This window comes from Pseudomonas sp. NFACC10-1, assembly GCF_900119195.1.
Classification (GTDB): domain Bacteria; phylum Pseudomonadota; class Gammaproteobacteria; order Pseudomonadales; family Pseudomonadaceae; genus Aquipseudomonas; species Aquipseudomonas cerasi.
Map to the genome: position 1 here is coordinate 262,862 of NZ_FPJB01000001.1, position 14,441 is coordinate 277,302.

Consider the following 14,441-nt stretch of genomic DNA (forward strand, 5'->3'; position numbering starts at 1 on the left):
GGGACACGTTCCGGATCGGCCGGTTCTGTTTTCGGCCCGCGTTCATAAACAGTGGTCAAAAAAAAGCCACTCAAACGAGTGGCGCAAAGGGAAGTCTGTTTAAAATCCGCAGGCGTTCTTCATCTGCTGGACAAAATATCGGTTGCGGCAAAAAACGGCGTTTGGTGCCCTGTTTGCTCGGTTGCTGTGGAGTGTGGCGAACTAATGCTGTTGGCGGAAATCAACTCTGACTATGCTGATCATAGATTTCACGGTTGAATGACGCTTCCGAATGAGGCGTGAAAGAATTGGCTTGGGCGTTTAGTGCACAGGAATGGTGCGTAGAACGTCGAGTGTTTACCTAACCTTTTGAAATTAAAGCGTTTATGCCGGTGGCACGGGCTTTGCGATGGTCTTGGTGTCCATGGTGACAAGGAGTACGGCATGATCCGCACCTTTTATGACGAGATGTACGATGCGGGCGGCGTAGTCCGTCCGCACTATCGGGAGTTCGCCCGCTGGCTGGGTGATACGCCTCCCGAGCTTTTGGCTCAACGCAGGCGCGAAGCCGATCTGCTGTTTCACCGTGCCGGGATCACGTTCACACTCTATGGTGATGAGCAGGGCACCGAGCGGCTTATCCCTTTCGATACCATCCCGCGCAGCATCCCGGCCAGCGAATGGCGGGTTGTCGAGCGTGGCTGCATTCAGCGCGTCAAGGCGCTGAACATGTTTCTCTCGGATCTGTATCACGACCAGCGGATTATCAAGGCCGGGATCATTCCCGCCGAACAGGTGCTGGCCAACGAGCAGTACCAGTTGGCAATGCAGGGCCTGAATCTGCACCGCGATCTGTACTCGCATATTTCCGGCGTCGATCTGGTGCGCGACGGTGATGGCACGTATTACGTGCTGGAAGACAACCTGCGCACTCCGAGCGGCGTGAGCTACATGCTCGAAGACCGCAAGATGATGATGCGCCTGTTTCCGGAACTGTTTTCCGCACAGCGCATTGCGCCGATCGATCATTACCCGAACCTGTTGCTCGACACGCTCAAGAGTTCCAGCCATCTGGACAACCCGAGTGTCGTGGTGCTGACGCCTGGCCGCTTCAACAGCGCCTTTTTCGAGCATGCGTTTCTGGCTCGCGAGATGGGCGTTGAACTGGTGGAAGGTGCCGACCTGTTTGTCCGTGATGACCGCGTGTTCATGCGCACCACCGACGGCCCGAAAGCCGTTGACGTGATTTATCGTCGCCTTGATGACGCATTCCTAGATCCGTTGGCCTTCAACCCTGATTCGATGCTGGGCGTCCCGGGGCTGCTGTCGGCCTATCGATCCGGCAACGTGGTGCTGGCCAATGCCATCGGTACCGGCGTCGCGGATGACAAGTCGGTTTACCCCTACGTCACCGACATGATTCGCTTCTATCTGGACGAAGAGCCGATTCTCAAAAACGTGCCGACCTGGCAGTGCCGCAAGCCGGAAGAGCTGTCACATGTGTTGGCCAACCTCGGCGATCTGGTCGTCAAGGAAACCCAGGGCTCCGGTGGCTACGGCATGCTGGTCGGCCCCGCAGCGACCGCCGCCGAGATCGAAGCCTTCCGGGCGCGCCTCAAGGCCAAGCCGCATGCGTACATCGCCCAACCCACCTTGTGCCTGTCGACCTGTCCTACCTTTGTCGAGAACGGCATCGCCCCGCGACATATCGATTTGCGCCCGTTCGTTCTGTCCGGTCGCGAAACCCGCGTTGTGCCTGGCGGGCTTACCCGAGTGGCCTTGCGTGAAGGCTCGCTGGTGGTCAATTCGTCACAGGGTGGCGGAACCAAAGACACCTGGGTGGTCGAGGATTAAGGATGCCTGCCAATGTTAAGTAGAACTGCCTCTGATCTTTTCTGGATGTCGCGTTACCTGGAGCGAGCGGAGAACCTCGCCCGCATGCTGGACGTGAGCTATTCGCTGTCGCTGATGCCGCAGGACGGGCGGGGCGACGGGCTGGATGAAATAGCCATGCCGTTGCTGATCACCGGAACGCTGGAAACCTATATCGAGCGTCATGGCGAGCTGCATGCCGAGCGCATGCTGCATTTCTTTGCCCTGGACGCCACCAACCCCGCCAGCATCTACAGCTGCCTGGGCGCAGCGAGGGCCAGTGCGCACGCGGTGCGCGGGCGCATCACCGCAGACATGTGGGAGAACATCAACTCCACCTGGCTGGAGATTCGCGGCATCGCCCAGCAGGGCCTGACCCGCTACGGCATGAGCCGTTTCTGTGAATGGGTCAAGGAGCGTTCGCACCTGTTCCGTGGCGCGACCTACGGCACCATCATGCGTAACGATGCGTTCCGTTTCATCCGTCTGGGCACGTTCATCGAGCGCGCCGACAACACCATGCGCATGCTCGATGCTCGCTATGAAATGCTTGAATTGCGTGGGCCACAGGCCAATGCTGCGGCAGACAACTCGGCGGCCGGTTATTACCAGTGGAGCGCCTTGCTGCGCGCACTGTCCTCGTTCGAGGCTTACACTGAAGTCTATCGGGATGCGCCAGGCGCGCGTCAGGTTGCTGAACTGTTGTTGCTGCGTGCTGACATTCCACGCTCGCTACGCGCGTGCCTGGAAGAGATGGACGTCATTCTGGCCAGCCTGCCGGGCGTCAACGGGCGTCCCGCACAGCGCATGGCGGCCGAGATGGATGCCAGATTGCGCTACACCAGCATCGACGAGATCCTGGCTGAAGGCCTGCACGAGTGGTTGAACGAATTCATTCCGCTGCTGGCCCAACTGGGTGATGCCATTCACACTTCGTACCTGGAGGCTGCATGAGACTTTCGATAAGCCATGAGACCACCTATCACTACGATGACCAGGTGCGCTCGAGTATCCAGTATCTGCGCCTGACGCCTCACGACAGTGAGCGCCAGCAAGTGCTCAGCTGGCAGCTGACGTTGCCACGTCCGGTGCGTGCGCAGATCGACCCCTTTGGCAATATCCTGCACGTCCTGAGCCTGGAAGAGCCGCACGAAGCAATCATCATCGGCGCGCGCGGGCAGGTGGAAATCGATGAAACCCGCGAGGCCGAGCACGAAAGCCAGTCGGCATTACCGTTTTTGCGCGTGACGCGACTGACCGAGCCTGACGAAGCGATTCGCAGTTTTGCGGCCATGGAGTGTCGCAAGCGGGCTGACCGCACAGGGTTGATCGACCTGATGCAGGCGCTCAACCAGCACATGACCTACACCCAGGGCGCGACCGAAGTGGACACCAGTGCCGCGCAGGCCTTCGCCGGACGCTCTGGCGTCTGTCAGGACCACACTCACGCGTTTCTGGCCTGTGCCCGCAGCCTTGGGGTGCCGGCCCGTTATGTTTCCGGTTATCTGTGCAGCGAAGACAGCGAGCATCTGTCCAGCCACGCCTGGGCCGAGGCCTGGATAGACGACGCCTGGTACAGTTTCGATGTCACCAATCAGTTGGCGATCCCCGAGCGCCATTTGAAACTGGCGGTAGGCTTGGATTATCTGGACGCCTGTCCGGTGCGCGGCATGCGGCGCGGCGGCGGATCCGAGCAGATGCACGCCAAGGTCGTGGTGTCGCCCATGACCGGCACGCCGAAAGTGAAAACCCGCGTGCAAGTCCAGACGCAGCATCAGTAACCCGCAGCGGGTCTGCGCATCATGAAATGGCCGGGCTCAACTACCCGGCCATTGTTCATTCGGCAGGGTCGTCGGTGATGTCGTAGAGCGCGTTATGCAGCTCTTCATAGTTGCCGCCATTGATGACGCTGAAGTAGCCCGCAGCCCTGAGCTGTTCCTGAGCCTTGTCGGCCTTGCTGTCCGTGCTGCTGAAAATGACGAACACGGCATTGCGGTCGTTGAGCACCTGTTTCATCTGATTGACCAACCGTCGGTCATCGACGCGTACGGCGTTCAGTACCGTGCCTGCGTCATAGTCGGTCTGGCTACGTACATCCATTGCCAGTTTGCCTTCCTTCAACGCTGCCACGGCCGCAGCCTGATCGACCATCCCCGCGTGTGCTGCGAAGCTGCTGACAAGTGCACAAACAGCAATCCATTGGCGCATAAACCCACCTCCCTCAGTGCGAATGGAAAGAGTGGCACAGTTGAACATAGTTCGAAAGCGCGTGGATCAGCCAAACAATCGATTCAGGTTAGGCACGATCAATAACAGCGCAGTGGTAAAGAGGATCAATCCCGCCTGACGTACTTTGGAGTGCTTGAACTTGAACATGGCTGACCGCCTTTTGTTGTTATTCCTGAGCGACAGAAGCAGGCCGATCCGCAAGACAGATCATCGACTGCTGGCAAGGTTGCGCATTGAACAGGTGGGTCCGGTCATTCGACCGCTGGCCCGAGCGCTGAAAGGATTTTGCGCGCTTCCTGTTACAGATCTAACCATAGAGCCGAGGTGCCCTGGAGTTTAGAACTGTTGGGAATTTAAAATTGCTTATCTATAAGCGAAGGCTATTATCGGAAGGGGCGCTGAATCAACAGGCCTTTTCTAGACGCTTCGTCTTTGCCCGTCAGCTTTGCACCGTTCGTCCGGGACAGATTTTTCCTACATGGAATAAACGTCTGAAACGGGCCGGGGCGCTGCTTGATTTGCCGAGGTCTTCAAGGCAGGCTCTGCCGGTGCGCTACTGCCTCATTACTGCTTCAGGGTCCCTTTTATGTCTTTACGCATCTGTATTCTGGAAACCGACAATCTGCGACCTGAACTGGTCGAGCAATATCATGGGTATGGGCGGATGTTCGAATTACTCTTCGCTCGCCAGCCCATCGCCGCAGAGCTGACGGTTTACAACGTGGTGCAGGGCGACTATCCACCTGCAGACGAGCAGTTCGATGCTTACCTGGTGACCGGCAGCAAGGCCGACTCATTTGGCACCGACCCCTGGATTCAGACCTTGAAGGTCTATCTGCTGGAACTGTATCAGCGCGGCGAAAAACTGCTGGGCATCTGCTTCGGTCACCAGTTGCTGGCCTTGCTGCTGGGCGGCAGGACCGAGCGTGCCGTGCAGGGGTGGGGCGTCGGGATTCACCATTATCAACTGGCCCCCGCCAGGCCGTGGATGACACCGGCGATGGACACGCTCACGCTGCTGATCAGTCATCAGGATCAGGTCACCGCGCTGCCCGAGAACGCCACGGTCATTGCGTCCAGCGAGTTCTGCCCGTTTGCGGCTTACCATATCAATGATCAGGTGCTGTGTTTCCAGGGGCATCCCGAGTTCATCCATGATTTTTCACGCACCTTGCTTGACCTTCGTCAGGAAGCGCTGGGCGAGCAGATTTACAAGCAGGGTGTGGCCAGCCTTGACCACGACCATCATGGCGCGACAGTGGCGGAATGGATGATGCGCTTTGTGGCGCACAAACCGGAAAAACAGTCAGTCTGACCCGGCGCATGGCCCATCGTCATGCGTTCGCCGGACTGTTTGAATGAGGTTGCAGTGGCGGGTTTATAGCCAGCCGGAGCGCTTGAAGCTGGCGAACAGTGCCGTACACCCGCCCAGAATGACGCCCAGCACGATGAAGTAGCCGTATTCCCACTTGAGTTCAGGCATGTTCTCGAAATTCATGCCGTAGATACCGGCAATCGCTGTCGGGAACGCCAGAATCGCTGCCCAACCGGCGAACTTGCGTTGCACGATGCTCTGCCGCGAAGACTCCAGCAGCAGGCCGATTTCGATCGTCTGGCTGGCGATATCACACAGGTTGCCCAGGTCTTCCATCTGGCGCTTGACGTGAATTTCGACATCGCGAAAGTAGGGGCGCATGTTCTTGTCGATGAACGGAAAACTCAGTCTCTGCAATTCTTCGCCCACTTCCACCATGGGTGCCACGTAGCGACGCATGCGTAACAGGTCGCGGCGCAGGGCATGAATGTGCTGGATGTCGGACTCGCGCAACGAGCCACCGATGACGCTCTGCTCCAGTTGCTCGAGCTCGGCGTGAATGGCTTCGGTCACCGGCTGATAGTTCTCGGTCACGAAGTCCAGAAGCGCGTAGAGCACGAAGTCTTCGCCGTGCTCCAGCAGCAGTGGTCTGGCCTCGCAACGCTGACGCACCAGCCCGTAGGACTTGGAGTGGCCGTTGCGCGAGGTGATGACATAGCCCTTGCCGGCGAAGATATGGGTTTCGATGAACAGCAGCTTGCCGTTGTCGCGTACGGGGGCGTAAGTCACGATGAACAGTGCATCGCCAAAGGTTTCCAGCTTCGGACGGCTATGCACCTCCAGCGCGTCTTCAAGGGCCAGCTCATGCAGATTGAACTGCTCCTTGAGGCTGGTCAGCTCCGCGTTGGTGGGCTGCTCCAGTCCTATCCAGACAAAGTGATCGGGCTTGGCTGCCCAGGCGGCGCCCTCATCGAGGGTGATATCACGGACTTTTTTACCCTTGCTGTACACCGCTGCTGCAACAACTCGACCCATGGTGCTATCGCTTCTTCAATTTGTCAGTGGCGCAAAAACATGCGCGGTCGCTGATCAGATTGATCAAATGCGTATGAGTTCGCCGATAAACGAAAGCCCGTTGGCGCGGGCTTCGGTCGAGCCTCAGAGCATGTGCTGCCGATCCTGTTCGATCGCTGCCTCCAGCGTGTCGAGCAAGGCCTTTCTGACCTTGAGTTTGGTCTTCCTGTGCGCGCTCATGTTGATCTTCTTCAATTGCCCGGCGACGGCCAGCGCGGTGCTCTGCAGCTCCTCGACGCTGACCACGCGGTCGAGGAAGCCGGCGGCCATCGCTGCTTCAGGGTCGAACATCTCGGCGTTGATCACTGAGCGATTGAAGGCTGACTTGCGCAGGCGATCGCGCGCCAGCTCTATACCGGCATGGTGCATGGTCATGCCGATCTGCACTTCGTTCAGACCGATACTGAATGGCCCGGCGACGCCGATTCGATAATCGGCGGACAGCAGCAGAAAGGCGCCCTTGGCAACCGCGTGGCCGGGGCAGGCGACGATGATCGGGAAGGGGTGCGACAGCATGCGCCGCGCCAGCGTCGAGCCCTGTGCGACCAGCTCGATCGCGGCCTCGGGGCTGGAGGTCATGACCTTGAGGTCGTAACCGCCCGACAGAATGCCCGGCTGGCCGGTGAGAATAACGATGGCCCGATCCTTTTCGGCCTGGTCCAGCGCGGCGTTGAACGCAACGATCACGTCCGGGGAAATGGCATTGACCTTGCCGTTGTTCAGGGTCAGCGTGGCGACACCGTCGTCCAGATGGTATGAGACCAGATCACTCATGACGTGATTCCTTTATTGAAGTGAGCAGACGTTACTCATCCATAGGGAGCAGGTAAAGCGCTGACTGCCGGGTCACTGAATGGCGTGCCGATCAATGGCGGATTCAGCGCCGACTGCGCTCTGCGTTATGGCTGGATATCGTTGAATCCGCAATATTCTTCCCAGTCCATCCCCAGCGCTTCGGCGACCTGGCGGTGTGCTTCCAGACGCATGCTCTGCAACTGTTCGGGCGACTCGGCAATCAGTTCCAGTGCCAGCTCCCAGGTTTCGATACCCTGGCTCTCGGCCTCGTCTTCGAACGCCCACTGCACTTGCTGCTTTTGCTCCTTGGGGCTCAACGCGCTGATCTCATCCTTCAGGGTCGGATGGGTCGCGAGGTATTTCGCCAGCGCGGCCTCGTTCCACTCAAGCGTATTCATGTGGTTTTTCCTCAAACGTTTCGATAGCCAGGCTGTCTCTTGGAATAGCCCGGCAAGACGGCGTGATTGTGAGGGAGGTGGCCTTTGGTGTCAGCACTTGCAAGCGGCTGTCCGCACGAATTTATCGATCACTTGAAGAGGAGCCTGTCGTTATGATCAAAGTCAGCGTGCTGTATGCGTATGAAGAGGGTGCCCGTTTCGACCACGATTACTATCGTGACAAACACATGCCGCTGGTGCAGGAGCTGATGGGTACGTACTGCAAGGGTTACAGCGTGGACCGAGGCATAGGCGGGGCAACGCCAGGCTCGGACCCTGTGTATATCGGCATGTGCCACATTTATTGTGATTCCATTGAAGACTTTGAAGCCGGCATGGGGCCGCATTCAAAACAGATCAATGCCGATATCATCAACTACACCGACCTGATCCCTGAAATTCAGATCAGCGAAGTGCGCGCCGATGTGAAAAACGTTCTGTAAGTTATCGAGCGCTGTCCTGGAGGGCCGGCCGTTTTTTCGAGGACATTCCACCCGACGGATCGAAACACTGACTGTCGTAGTGCGGGCTTTGGCACTGCGAGGGGACGTTCGGGGGAGGCGGGCGGTTTCGCTGGAAAGCCTTGTAGCGCTCGGTCTCGATCACCTGCACCCGAGTGCGACCGCCGACCTTCAGGTATTCGGTCGCCTTGAGGTTGGTCTTGTGAACATAGTCCAACGGCTCGTCGTCCCATCGCATGTATGGCGGCCCCTGGCGTTGCAATGCGCTTTGCGCGCTTTCATCGCAGGGGATGGATGCATAACTCACCTTGCCCTGAGGTGATGTGCATTTGAAGATCTCGCCGTATGTTGCGCCACTGCCCAGCAAAGCGAACATCGACAGCGTTAATGAAAGCCTTTTCATGATGTACTCCCGGCAGACGCAAGCATGGCGCAAGGCTACCATTTGCTCTTTGCCGCTGCCATATCCCTCTGCCAGGCCCGTTCGTCAGACACATCGCACGGCTGTGGTCACAGGCTCTCTGAGTATCAGGTCCTGAATTTAACAAACGGAGGCGCACATGACCGGCACCCAGCCAGGCAGCAGCAACGGAAACAACAACGATCAGGGTTTCGACGAGAAGTCGCCGGACGCCAAAGACCCGCAGATCGACCCTACCGAGCCTGCGAAGACTCCTGCGACCGAAAAAGGCAGCAAGGATGATTACCCGCCTTACACACCGGACAAGTAACTGACAGATTGCCCTCGGTGAGTACCGGGGGCGATTTATAGCTGAACCTCGCTTTACCCCTCGTACTACTTGTTGGCATCCAGGTATTCCAGCAGATCTTCCATTCGCTCATCGTTACCCATCCACCACAGTTTCATGCGAGTGCCGGGGACAACTTCGCTCGGGTCCTTGATGTAAGTGCGCAACTCTTCGCGCGTCCAGACCAGCCCCGAGTTCTTCATCGCGTCGGTGTAAACGTAGCCTTCCTGTTGCCCCGCCTGACGACCAATGATGCCGTTGAGGGGCGGGCCAAATGCGCTGCGTGCAGAGGGGCCGATCTTGTGGCAGCCGGAGCAGAGGCGGGTGAAGACTGCTTTTCCGGCCTCTGCATCACCTGCGCCATAAGCCAGCGGTTGCAGTGCCAGCGCCACTATGAATAAGGCAGTTTTTCTCATCGATATCCCACAGCGCGTGCGGCCGTCTGGTCAAAAGCGTCGAATGTTAGCGCAATTATCGGAGGTTCACTTGCTGGCAGGTATCTGGCTCGACAGTTCGTCGAAGTCACGCTTGTAACTCGCCATCTCGGCTGCGCTGACAAAGCTCTGCTCAAGAACCAGTTTCTTCGCTCCGGCTTCGATGGTCTCCAACTGGTGAAGAAAGCGCTTTTTCTTTCTGGCTTCCATCCGTGTGCCAGCCTCATCGATAGCCGTGCGTAGCTCAGTTGCTCGCTGGTTTACGAAGTCCTGGCCTCGACGATCAACGGTGAGCCCGTCGTTTTCGACATAGCCCTCCAGCCCGGTTTTCTTCAACACCAGCCAAAGCGCCTGATCCGGCGTGAACGTACCCTTGAATTTCTTGACCTTTCTGCTGCTGTCCGCGCCCAGATCGACCTTCACCGGGCAGCCGGATCGATGCGCCAGTTGCTGCAAGGCCTCGTCCAGACGTTGCGAAGGCATGTCATACGCCACCGGCGTCATCTGACACGCAGCGAACACGGGAGCAGCCGCCAGACACGCAACGGCGAGGAGCAGTTTTTTCAGGGTGTTTTTCATGATTGCAGGGTTTCATCCGGGAGGTAGGACTTGGAAATCGTTTTCTGCATGATGTTCCCTGTCTGCCCGACGCTTGCTTGAGCAGTCGTGTCCCTGATGTCTCTTGACCCATGCCAAACGCTGCATGCTCAAATCGCAGACAAAGAAAAGCCCGCGATGGGGGGTAGCGGGCTTAAGGTCTTGCTGGGAATTGAGTTAACAATAAACCCGCGAACGTGAAAAAAGCGTGAACTGCCGGATACAATTTACAAACAATTCAAATCACGGCTCGCCGTCCCAGTAATCGAGGTTTTCCGTGGTCCGCTGGTTGGCGGTGAACACTCGGGTCCCTTGAACCGAAACCATCGCCTGGTACTTGCCCGAGTCCGGGTATTCACACACTTCGGGTGTTTCCCGGGTGCTGATCGACAGGTATTTCAGCGGCTCCTGCGAGGTGTTGATTATCTGATGAGGATATTCGGAGCCAGCCGGGATAAACACGATGTCACCCGTTCTGATCGGCAGCATCTCGCCCGCAACACGCAAACTGCCTTCACCCTCGACGATCACGAACATCTCTTCCTGCACATGATGAAAATGATAAGGGCAGGAGCGCTTGCCCGGCGCCACGACATCAATCGAGGCCCCCAGCTTTTGCGCGGCCGTGCCTGTGCCCAGGCGGGCTGCCGAGCTTTCATAGAGTGGTTCACGAACTTCATGTTCGAGGTGAGCCTCATTGAAATTGCGAATCAGACGAGACGCCAGTTCACGTGCGCGTTCATTCATGTTGGTCGACGCTCGGGGAGTTCAGGAAAGGGTACTTTAGACCAGAGAGCGTGATGCGTTGCAGGCAGTTGCCTCGATCAGGAAAAACAGTCCCGGGTAGTCGCCACAAAAAGCCCGCTGCGCCGTATGCATCCGTTGCGCAACTCGGAAACCTATTCACCTGAAACTCGTCTACACTTCAAATCACGATTTGGCCCTTACCAGAGGACGCACCATGTTTTCAAAACCCGACATTCAGCGCGTTCTTGAGACAGCTTTTCTGCCTTCCAGGTGCGAGTGCGTCGTAGCGCCAAATGAAACCTTCTCGGTGAAGCTTCTCCATCCCGAGTCAGGTGATATCCAGCTCTACGTAACGGGCTTGTCCTTGTCCGAGGTAGAGAGCAGCCGATCCATCGCGCGGCTGGTGCTTTCGCTGAGAGAACAACGAGACCTGATGGGGTTGATGGATTTGTCCATGAGGCGGATGGCGTAGGGGCTGGGCTCGTATTTTGATTGGGGTTATTTGATTGCATTCGCAAAGCCCCTGAATTCCTTTCAGAGTTCAGGGGCTTTGCATTTTATCGATATGGCGGTGAAGGAGGGGGGCTCAAGTAATCGTCAATGGCGTGGTGCGATCCAGGAGCGTCTACCCTTGCTAGTTCATCTGTGTTGTCGCTTGGCGGGAAAACAGGCTGATATCGAATCTCATAGCCTATGATGGAAGGCAGGACACGATAAGCGTCCGCCGAAGTCACCTTCCCAGAGGCAAAGGCTATCAGCCACACGATAGCCTACAATCGATCAGGAAGGCGTTTAAGCTTTATGCGACGTGTAGGCCCTACTGGAAGACGATAATTCGTCCATGCGAGGACTATTCAGTGAATGCTGACTATAGAAATGGCCCAAACCCCGCCAACCCAGGGTTTGAGGGCTACTGGTAAGGCGAGCCCTTGCGCCCAGAGCGTTTCGTAAACAATTTTTAGAAAAATTACCATGCCTACTGTGGCCAATAGTTTTTCTGATGTCTCGCCTCGAAATAGCCGAATGAAGTTAATGACACAAAGTGCCCACACTCCCATGGGCAGCAAAACAATCAGGTTAAGCCATGCACCGATCACCAGGCAGAAGAAGCCAAGAAATCCGAAGGCAATTCCTACTGGGATGCAGATAGCCCGATACTCAATACGAACGATCAGAGCATGAAGCCGAGCCAGCCAGCTAGTTTTGGGCATGTGCATGATCCTTTTTTCGGATGATAAACCAGGACAAGCGCAGGAGTGCATAGACATTTTTGCTCGAAAGCGTAACGGCAGATATGACGGCAATTGAAATGCTATGCAAAGGCACCCATGGAATTTTAGAGAAGGCCTGTGTGGCGTTCTTCGCTGGAGACTGGCGGTTCTACATCGTCTTGCAATTTCAAGTGGATAACGCCGGTTTGCAGGCGCCTCTGATTGGGTTTAGATCTGCTGGTTGCGACCGATTGCTATCGGCCAAAACCCGCCACTCGTAGCGGGCAGTTTTCAATCAGCGCCACCAGTTTGGAGAGCAGCCGGTTGACCCCGCGAAGCAAGCCACTCAATATGCTGTGAATCAATCAGCAGGGATGATCACCGACATGGCCTTTGACGCGTATTTGAAAATTGACGGAATTCCAGGTGAAGCTCTTGACGCTCAATTCTAGGACTGGATCGAAATGGAAAATTTCGACCTAGGAGCAAGCCAGTCCGCCTCGGTCACGGCGACCAGTGCAGGCGGAGCAACGAGTGGTCGTGCTCGTATGAGTGACCTCTTCTTCCGCAAAACTGTGGACAAAGCCACCCCAAAGCTGCACGAAGCCTGCTGCAGTGGAAAGCACTTCAAAGAGGTCACACTCGCGGTCAACCGTGCAGGAACAGACAAGTTAAAATATTTGGAAATAGTACTTGAAGAGGTCATTATTTCCTCCGTTTCACTTAACGGTAACGGAGGTGTAGAGGGCGGCTTTCCTACAGAAACGGTACGTCTGAATTATGGCCGTATCAAAATGACCTATACACAACAAAAACGCTCAGATGGGCAAGGGGGCGGCCAGGTGGTGGGTGGTTGGGATGCAATTTCCAACAAGGTATACGCCTGATATCACACAAGGAGATGTATGCCCATGGACACCCAATCAATAGATACCAACAAAGTAGCGTACTGCACTTTTGAATTGACAGGCCAGCCGATGAGCCAGCTGAAGTGCAGTAATAATGAAAGCTATGAGGCTTTTTCAGGATTAGCTGGCTTCGCCAACGATCCTGCTGCGGTGGGTGATCTAAAACAGGGGCCACTGCCACCTGGCCGATATTATATTCTTGATCGGGAAAGCGGCGGAAGAATGGGCTGGCTCCGAGAACCGATCTCAGATTTGTTTGCCCGGACTGATCGGAGTCATTGGTTTTCACTTTACCGTGACGACGGAAGTATTGATGATGAAACGATCGTCAGCAACGTGACGAGAGGTAATTTCAGACTGCACCCTATAGGTCCCCTAGGCTTAAGCGAGGGATGTGTCACCATGACATCTCAACTTAGCTTTGATCAACTAAGCATTTACTTGCGTAATATGGATGGAGACAGAATTCCCGGATCCGAAAAAAAATACTTTGGAGTTTTAGATGTCATTGACCCCAGGAACAAGAAATAATGCGCTTTATTAGACCCACCATTAAAGTCTTTGCTGTAATTATAGTGGCATCCATTATGACGCGAACCCTGATACTCAGCGGATTGGTGCGGACCGGATTAGAAACACCAGTTGGTAATGCAATTTATTTGTCCCTGCATGATGTATTCAGTGTCAACGGGATAGAGGATGCGGAAACAATGGTAATCTTTACGGTACTAATTGCCTCTTTAATCATTGTGACTTTTCTGGCCTGGGTGCTGGCCAAACTGGTGACCAAATACTCTTCATGAATGAAGAATAATATTAGATTCCGTGGCTTTTCATTAGCTACCATCTGTCGTTCGGATCTCGCTGACAATATTTGCCAAGCCTATCCGCCGAGTGACTGCTTCTGGCCGATAGCAGCCCAATCACAGCAGGCAGCCACCGACCCAAGGCGGCCATGTTTAGATCTCTAATAGCCCATCAGGCGTCGATGATGATGAACAGGGCAGGCCAAACAGCTGCCCAGCTTTTTGGCCTGATACGGTCAAGACAGAGCGCCTTTTTTCTACCTGGAATTTTGCTGTTGATCTAACGACGAGTTTGAAAAGATCGTCGAGTCCATGCCGTTGATGCCACAAATGATCAATACGAACACTATCCATCAGCTTCTGAACAGTGATGGCCTCCGGGCTGATTGCTTTCTCGGCTCACAGCTTCTCTGACGCCTTCCGGCACAAGATAAATATGCAAATACCTAGAGGAGTGTAGGGGGGGGCTGTTGCAAAGCCGAAATGACAGCTCATTCGCAGCCCGTTCAAACCCGACTGAACTGTGAAGCCCTCACGGGGACTGAACTTAACACCCCTTGAAGGAGCCAGCCCCATGAACAGCGATCAACTCAATCAATACGACGCCGAGCGCCTTCACCAGCGAGTGGCGTCCGAACTGGGCATTACGGCCGAAGAGCTGACTACCTGGATGATCAACGATATCGAGCGCGTGACCGAAGGCGGCAAGGACGTCGGGCACATGGTGGTCTTTCGCGAGTCGACCCCTGCGGAGGTTCTCGACAAGGTTCAGCACAAGCAAAGCCATTTCACGGCCATGACCGGTGTGATCGATCTGAGCTAAGTGC

19 protein-coding genes and 1 pseudogene are annotated in these 14,441 nt (G+C 55.9%); 11 read left to right on the plus strand and 9 right to left on the minus strand.

The window, feature by feature from the left end:
• Window positions 1–423 precede the first annotated feature (423 nt).
• From BT119_RS01020 to BT119_RS01030, 3 genes are read left to right on the plus strand one after another with little or no spacing between them, the layout of a single operon-like run.
• Window positions 424–1,833 (plus strand): circularly permuted type 2 ATP-grasp protein, encoded by a 1,410-nt coding sequence (locus BT119_RS01020; protein ID WP_072364498.1) that lies wholly within the window; start codon window positions 424–426, stop codon window positions 1,831–1,833.
• Window positions 1,834–1,845: 12 nt separating this feature from the next.
• Complete coding sequence (locus BT119_RS01025) at window positions 1,846–2,805, plus strand: alpha-E domain-containing protein (protein WP_003371559.1); 960 nt, start codon at window positions 1,846–1,848, stop codon at window positions 2,803–2,805.
• On the plus strand, window positions 2,802–3,632 hold the full coding sequence (locus BT119_RS01030) for a transglutaminase family protein (protein ID WP_003371560.1): 831 nt from the start codon (window positions 2,802–2,804) through the stop codon (window positions 3,630–3,632). Before BT119_RS01025 ends, BT119_RS01030 begins: the two co-directional genes overlap by 4 nt.
• 55 nt (window positions 3,633–3,687) lie before the next feature.
• Here BT119_RS01030 and BT119_RS01035 read toward each other — a convergent pair whose 3' ends face one another.
• Window positions 3,688–4,059, minus strand: coding sequence for a rhodanese-like domain-containing protein (locus BT119_RS01035; protein WP_060708861.1), 372 nt, complete (start codon window positions 4,057–4,059; stop codon window positions 3,688–3,690).
• A 607-nt stretch (window positions 4,060–4,666) separates the two neighbouring features.
• Here BT119_RS01035 and BT119_RS01040 point away from each other — a divergent pair.
• On the plus strand, window positions 4,667–5,395 hold the full coding sequence (locus BT119_RS01040) for an amidotransferase (RefSeq protein WP_003436690.1): 729 nt from the start codon (window positions 4,667–4,669) through the stop codon (window positions 5,393–5,395).
• Between the two features lie 63 nt (window positions 5,396–5,458).
• On the opposite strand, the gene BT119_RS01045 is transcribed toward BT119_RS01040, so the two are convergent.
• The 3 genes from BT119_RS01045 to BT119_RS01055 form a co-directional block, all read right to left on the minus strand.
• Window positions 5,459–6,430, minus strand: coding sequence for a magnesium and cobalt transport protein CorA (locus tag BT119_RS01045; RefSeq protein WP_003371567.1), 972 nt, complete (start codon window positions 6,428–6,430; stop codon window positions 5,459–5,461).
• 123 nt (window positions 6,431–6,553) lie between these two features.
• Window positions 6,554–7,243 (minus strand): crotonase/enoyl-CoA hydratase family protein, encoded by a 690-nt coding sequence (locus BT119_RS01050; protein WP_003371569.1) that lies wholly within the window; start codon window positions 7,241–7,243, stop codon window positions 6,554–6,556.
• A 125-nt stretch (window positions 7,244–7,368) separates the two neighbouring features.
• Complete coding sequence (locus BT119_RS01055; RefSeq protein ID WP_003405751.1) at window positions 7,369–7,662, minus strand: DUF6388 family protein; 294 nt, start codon at window positions 7,660–7,662, stop codon at window positions 7,369–7,371.
• Window positions 7,663–7,814: 152 nt separating this feature from the next.
• Between BT119_RS01055 and BT119_RS01060 the strand changes: the two genes are divergently transcribed.
• Window positions 7,815–8,144 (plus strand): EthD family reductase, encoded by a 330-nt coding sequence (locus BT119_RS01060; protein ID WP_003371573.1) that lies wholly within the window; start codon window positions 7,815–7,817, stop codon window positions 8,142–8,144.
• 1 nt (window position 8,145) lies between these two features.
• Here the strand turns inward: BT119_RS01060 and BT119_RS01065 are convergent, their stop codons facing one another.
• Window positions 8,146–8,565: a hypothetical protein gene (locus tag BT119_RS01065; RefSeq protein ID WP_058415919.1), complete on the minus strand. Its 420-nt coding sequence runs from the start codon at window positions 8,563–8,565 to the stop codon at window positions 8,146–8,148.
• Between the two features lie 157 nt (window positions 8,566–8,722).
• Here BT119_RS01065 and BT119_RS01070 point away from each other — a divergent pair, with 157 nt between their 5' ends.
• Window positions 8,723–8,893 (plus strand): DUF6021 family protein, encoded by a 171-nt coding sequence (locus BT119_RS01070; protein ID WP_003371575.1) that lies wholly within the window; start codon window positions 8,723–8,725, stop codon window positions 8,891–8,893.
• Window positions 8,894–8,958: 65 nt separating this feature from the next.
• Here BT119_RS01070 and BT119_RS01075 read toward each other — a convergent pair whose 3' ends face one another.
• From BT119_RS01075 to BT119_RS01085, 3 genes are all read right to left on the minus strand, one after another.
• A complete protein-coding gene (locus BT119_RS01075) occupies window positions 8,959–9,327 on the minus strand; it encodes a c-type cytochrome (RefSeq protein ID WP_058415920.1) in 369 nt (122 codons plus the stop codon).
• A 66-nt stretch (window positions 9,328–9,393) separates the two neighbouring features.
• Window positions 9,394–9,924, minus strand: a complete 531-nt coding sequence (locus BT119_RS01080) for a hypothetical protein (protein ID WP_060708864.1) — start codon at window positions 9,922–9,924, stop codon at window positions 9,394–9,396.
• Window positions 9,925–10,185: 261 nt separating this feature from the next.
• The gene (locus BT119_RS01085; RefSeq protein ID WP_003436674.1) at window positions 10,186–10,689 is read right to left on the minus strand and encodes a cupin domain-containing protein; all 504 of its coding nucleotides are present in this window, start codon (window positions 10,687–10,689) and stop codon (window positions 10,186–10,188) included.
• Window positions 10,690–10,903: 214 nt separating this feature from the next.
• On the opposite strand from BT119_RS01085, the gene BT119_RS01090 reads away from it, so the two are divergent.
• Window positions 10,904–11,161: a DUF1652 domain-containing protein gene (locus BT119_RS01090; protein ID WP_003436671.1), complete on the plus strand. Its 258-nt coding sequence runs from the start codon at window positions 10,904–10,906 to the stop codon at window positions 11,159–11,161.
• Window positions 11,162–11,543: 382 nt separating this feature from the next.
• Here the strand turns inward: BT119_RS01090 and BT119_RS01095 are convergent, their stop codons facing one another.
• Window positions 11,544–11,900, minus strand: coding sequence for a hypothetical protein (locus tag BT119_RS01095; protein WP_072364500.1), 357 nt, complete (start codon window positions 11,898–11,900; stop codon window positions 11,544–11,546).
• A 386-nt stretch (window positions 11,901–12,286) separates the two neighbouring features.
• Here BT119_RS01095 and BT119_RS01105 point away from each other — a divergent pair.
• The 4 genes and pseudogenes from BT119_RS01105 (at window position 12,287) to BT119_RS01120 (ending at window position 14,437) form a co-directional block, all read left to right on the plus strand.
• A pseudogene (locus tag BT119_RS01105) lies at window positions 12,287–12,787 on the plus strand (Hcp family type VI secretion system effector).
• Window positions 12,788–12,811: 24 nt separating this feature from the next.
• Window positions 12,812–13,339 (plus strand): DUF2778 domain-containing protein, encoded by a 528-nt coding sequence (locus tag BT119_RS01110; protein WP_175550539.1) that lies wholly within the window; start codon window positions 12,812–12,814, stop codon window positions 13,337–13,339.
• A complete protein-coding gene (locus tag BT119_RS01115) occupies window positions 13,339–13,611 on the plus strand; it encodes a hypothetical protein (RefSeq protein ID WP_003436660.1) in 273 nt (90 codons plus the stop codon). The genes BT119_RS01110 and BT119_RS01115 overlap by 1 nt, the downstream gene beginning before the upstream one ends.
• A 577-nt stretch (window positions 13,612–14,188) precedes the next feature.
• On the plus strand, window positions 14,189–14,437 hold the full coding sequence (locus tag BT119_RS01120; RefSeq protein WP_058396587.1) for a hypothetical protein: 249 nt from the start codon (window positions 14,189–14,191) through the stop codon (window positions 14,435–14,437).
• Window positions 14,438–14,441: the final 4 nt, after the last annotated feature.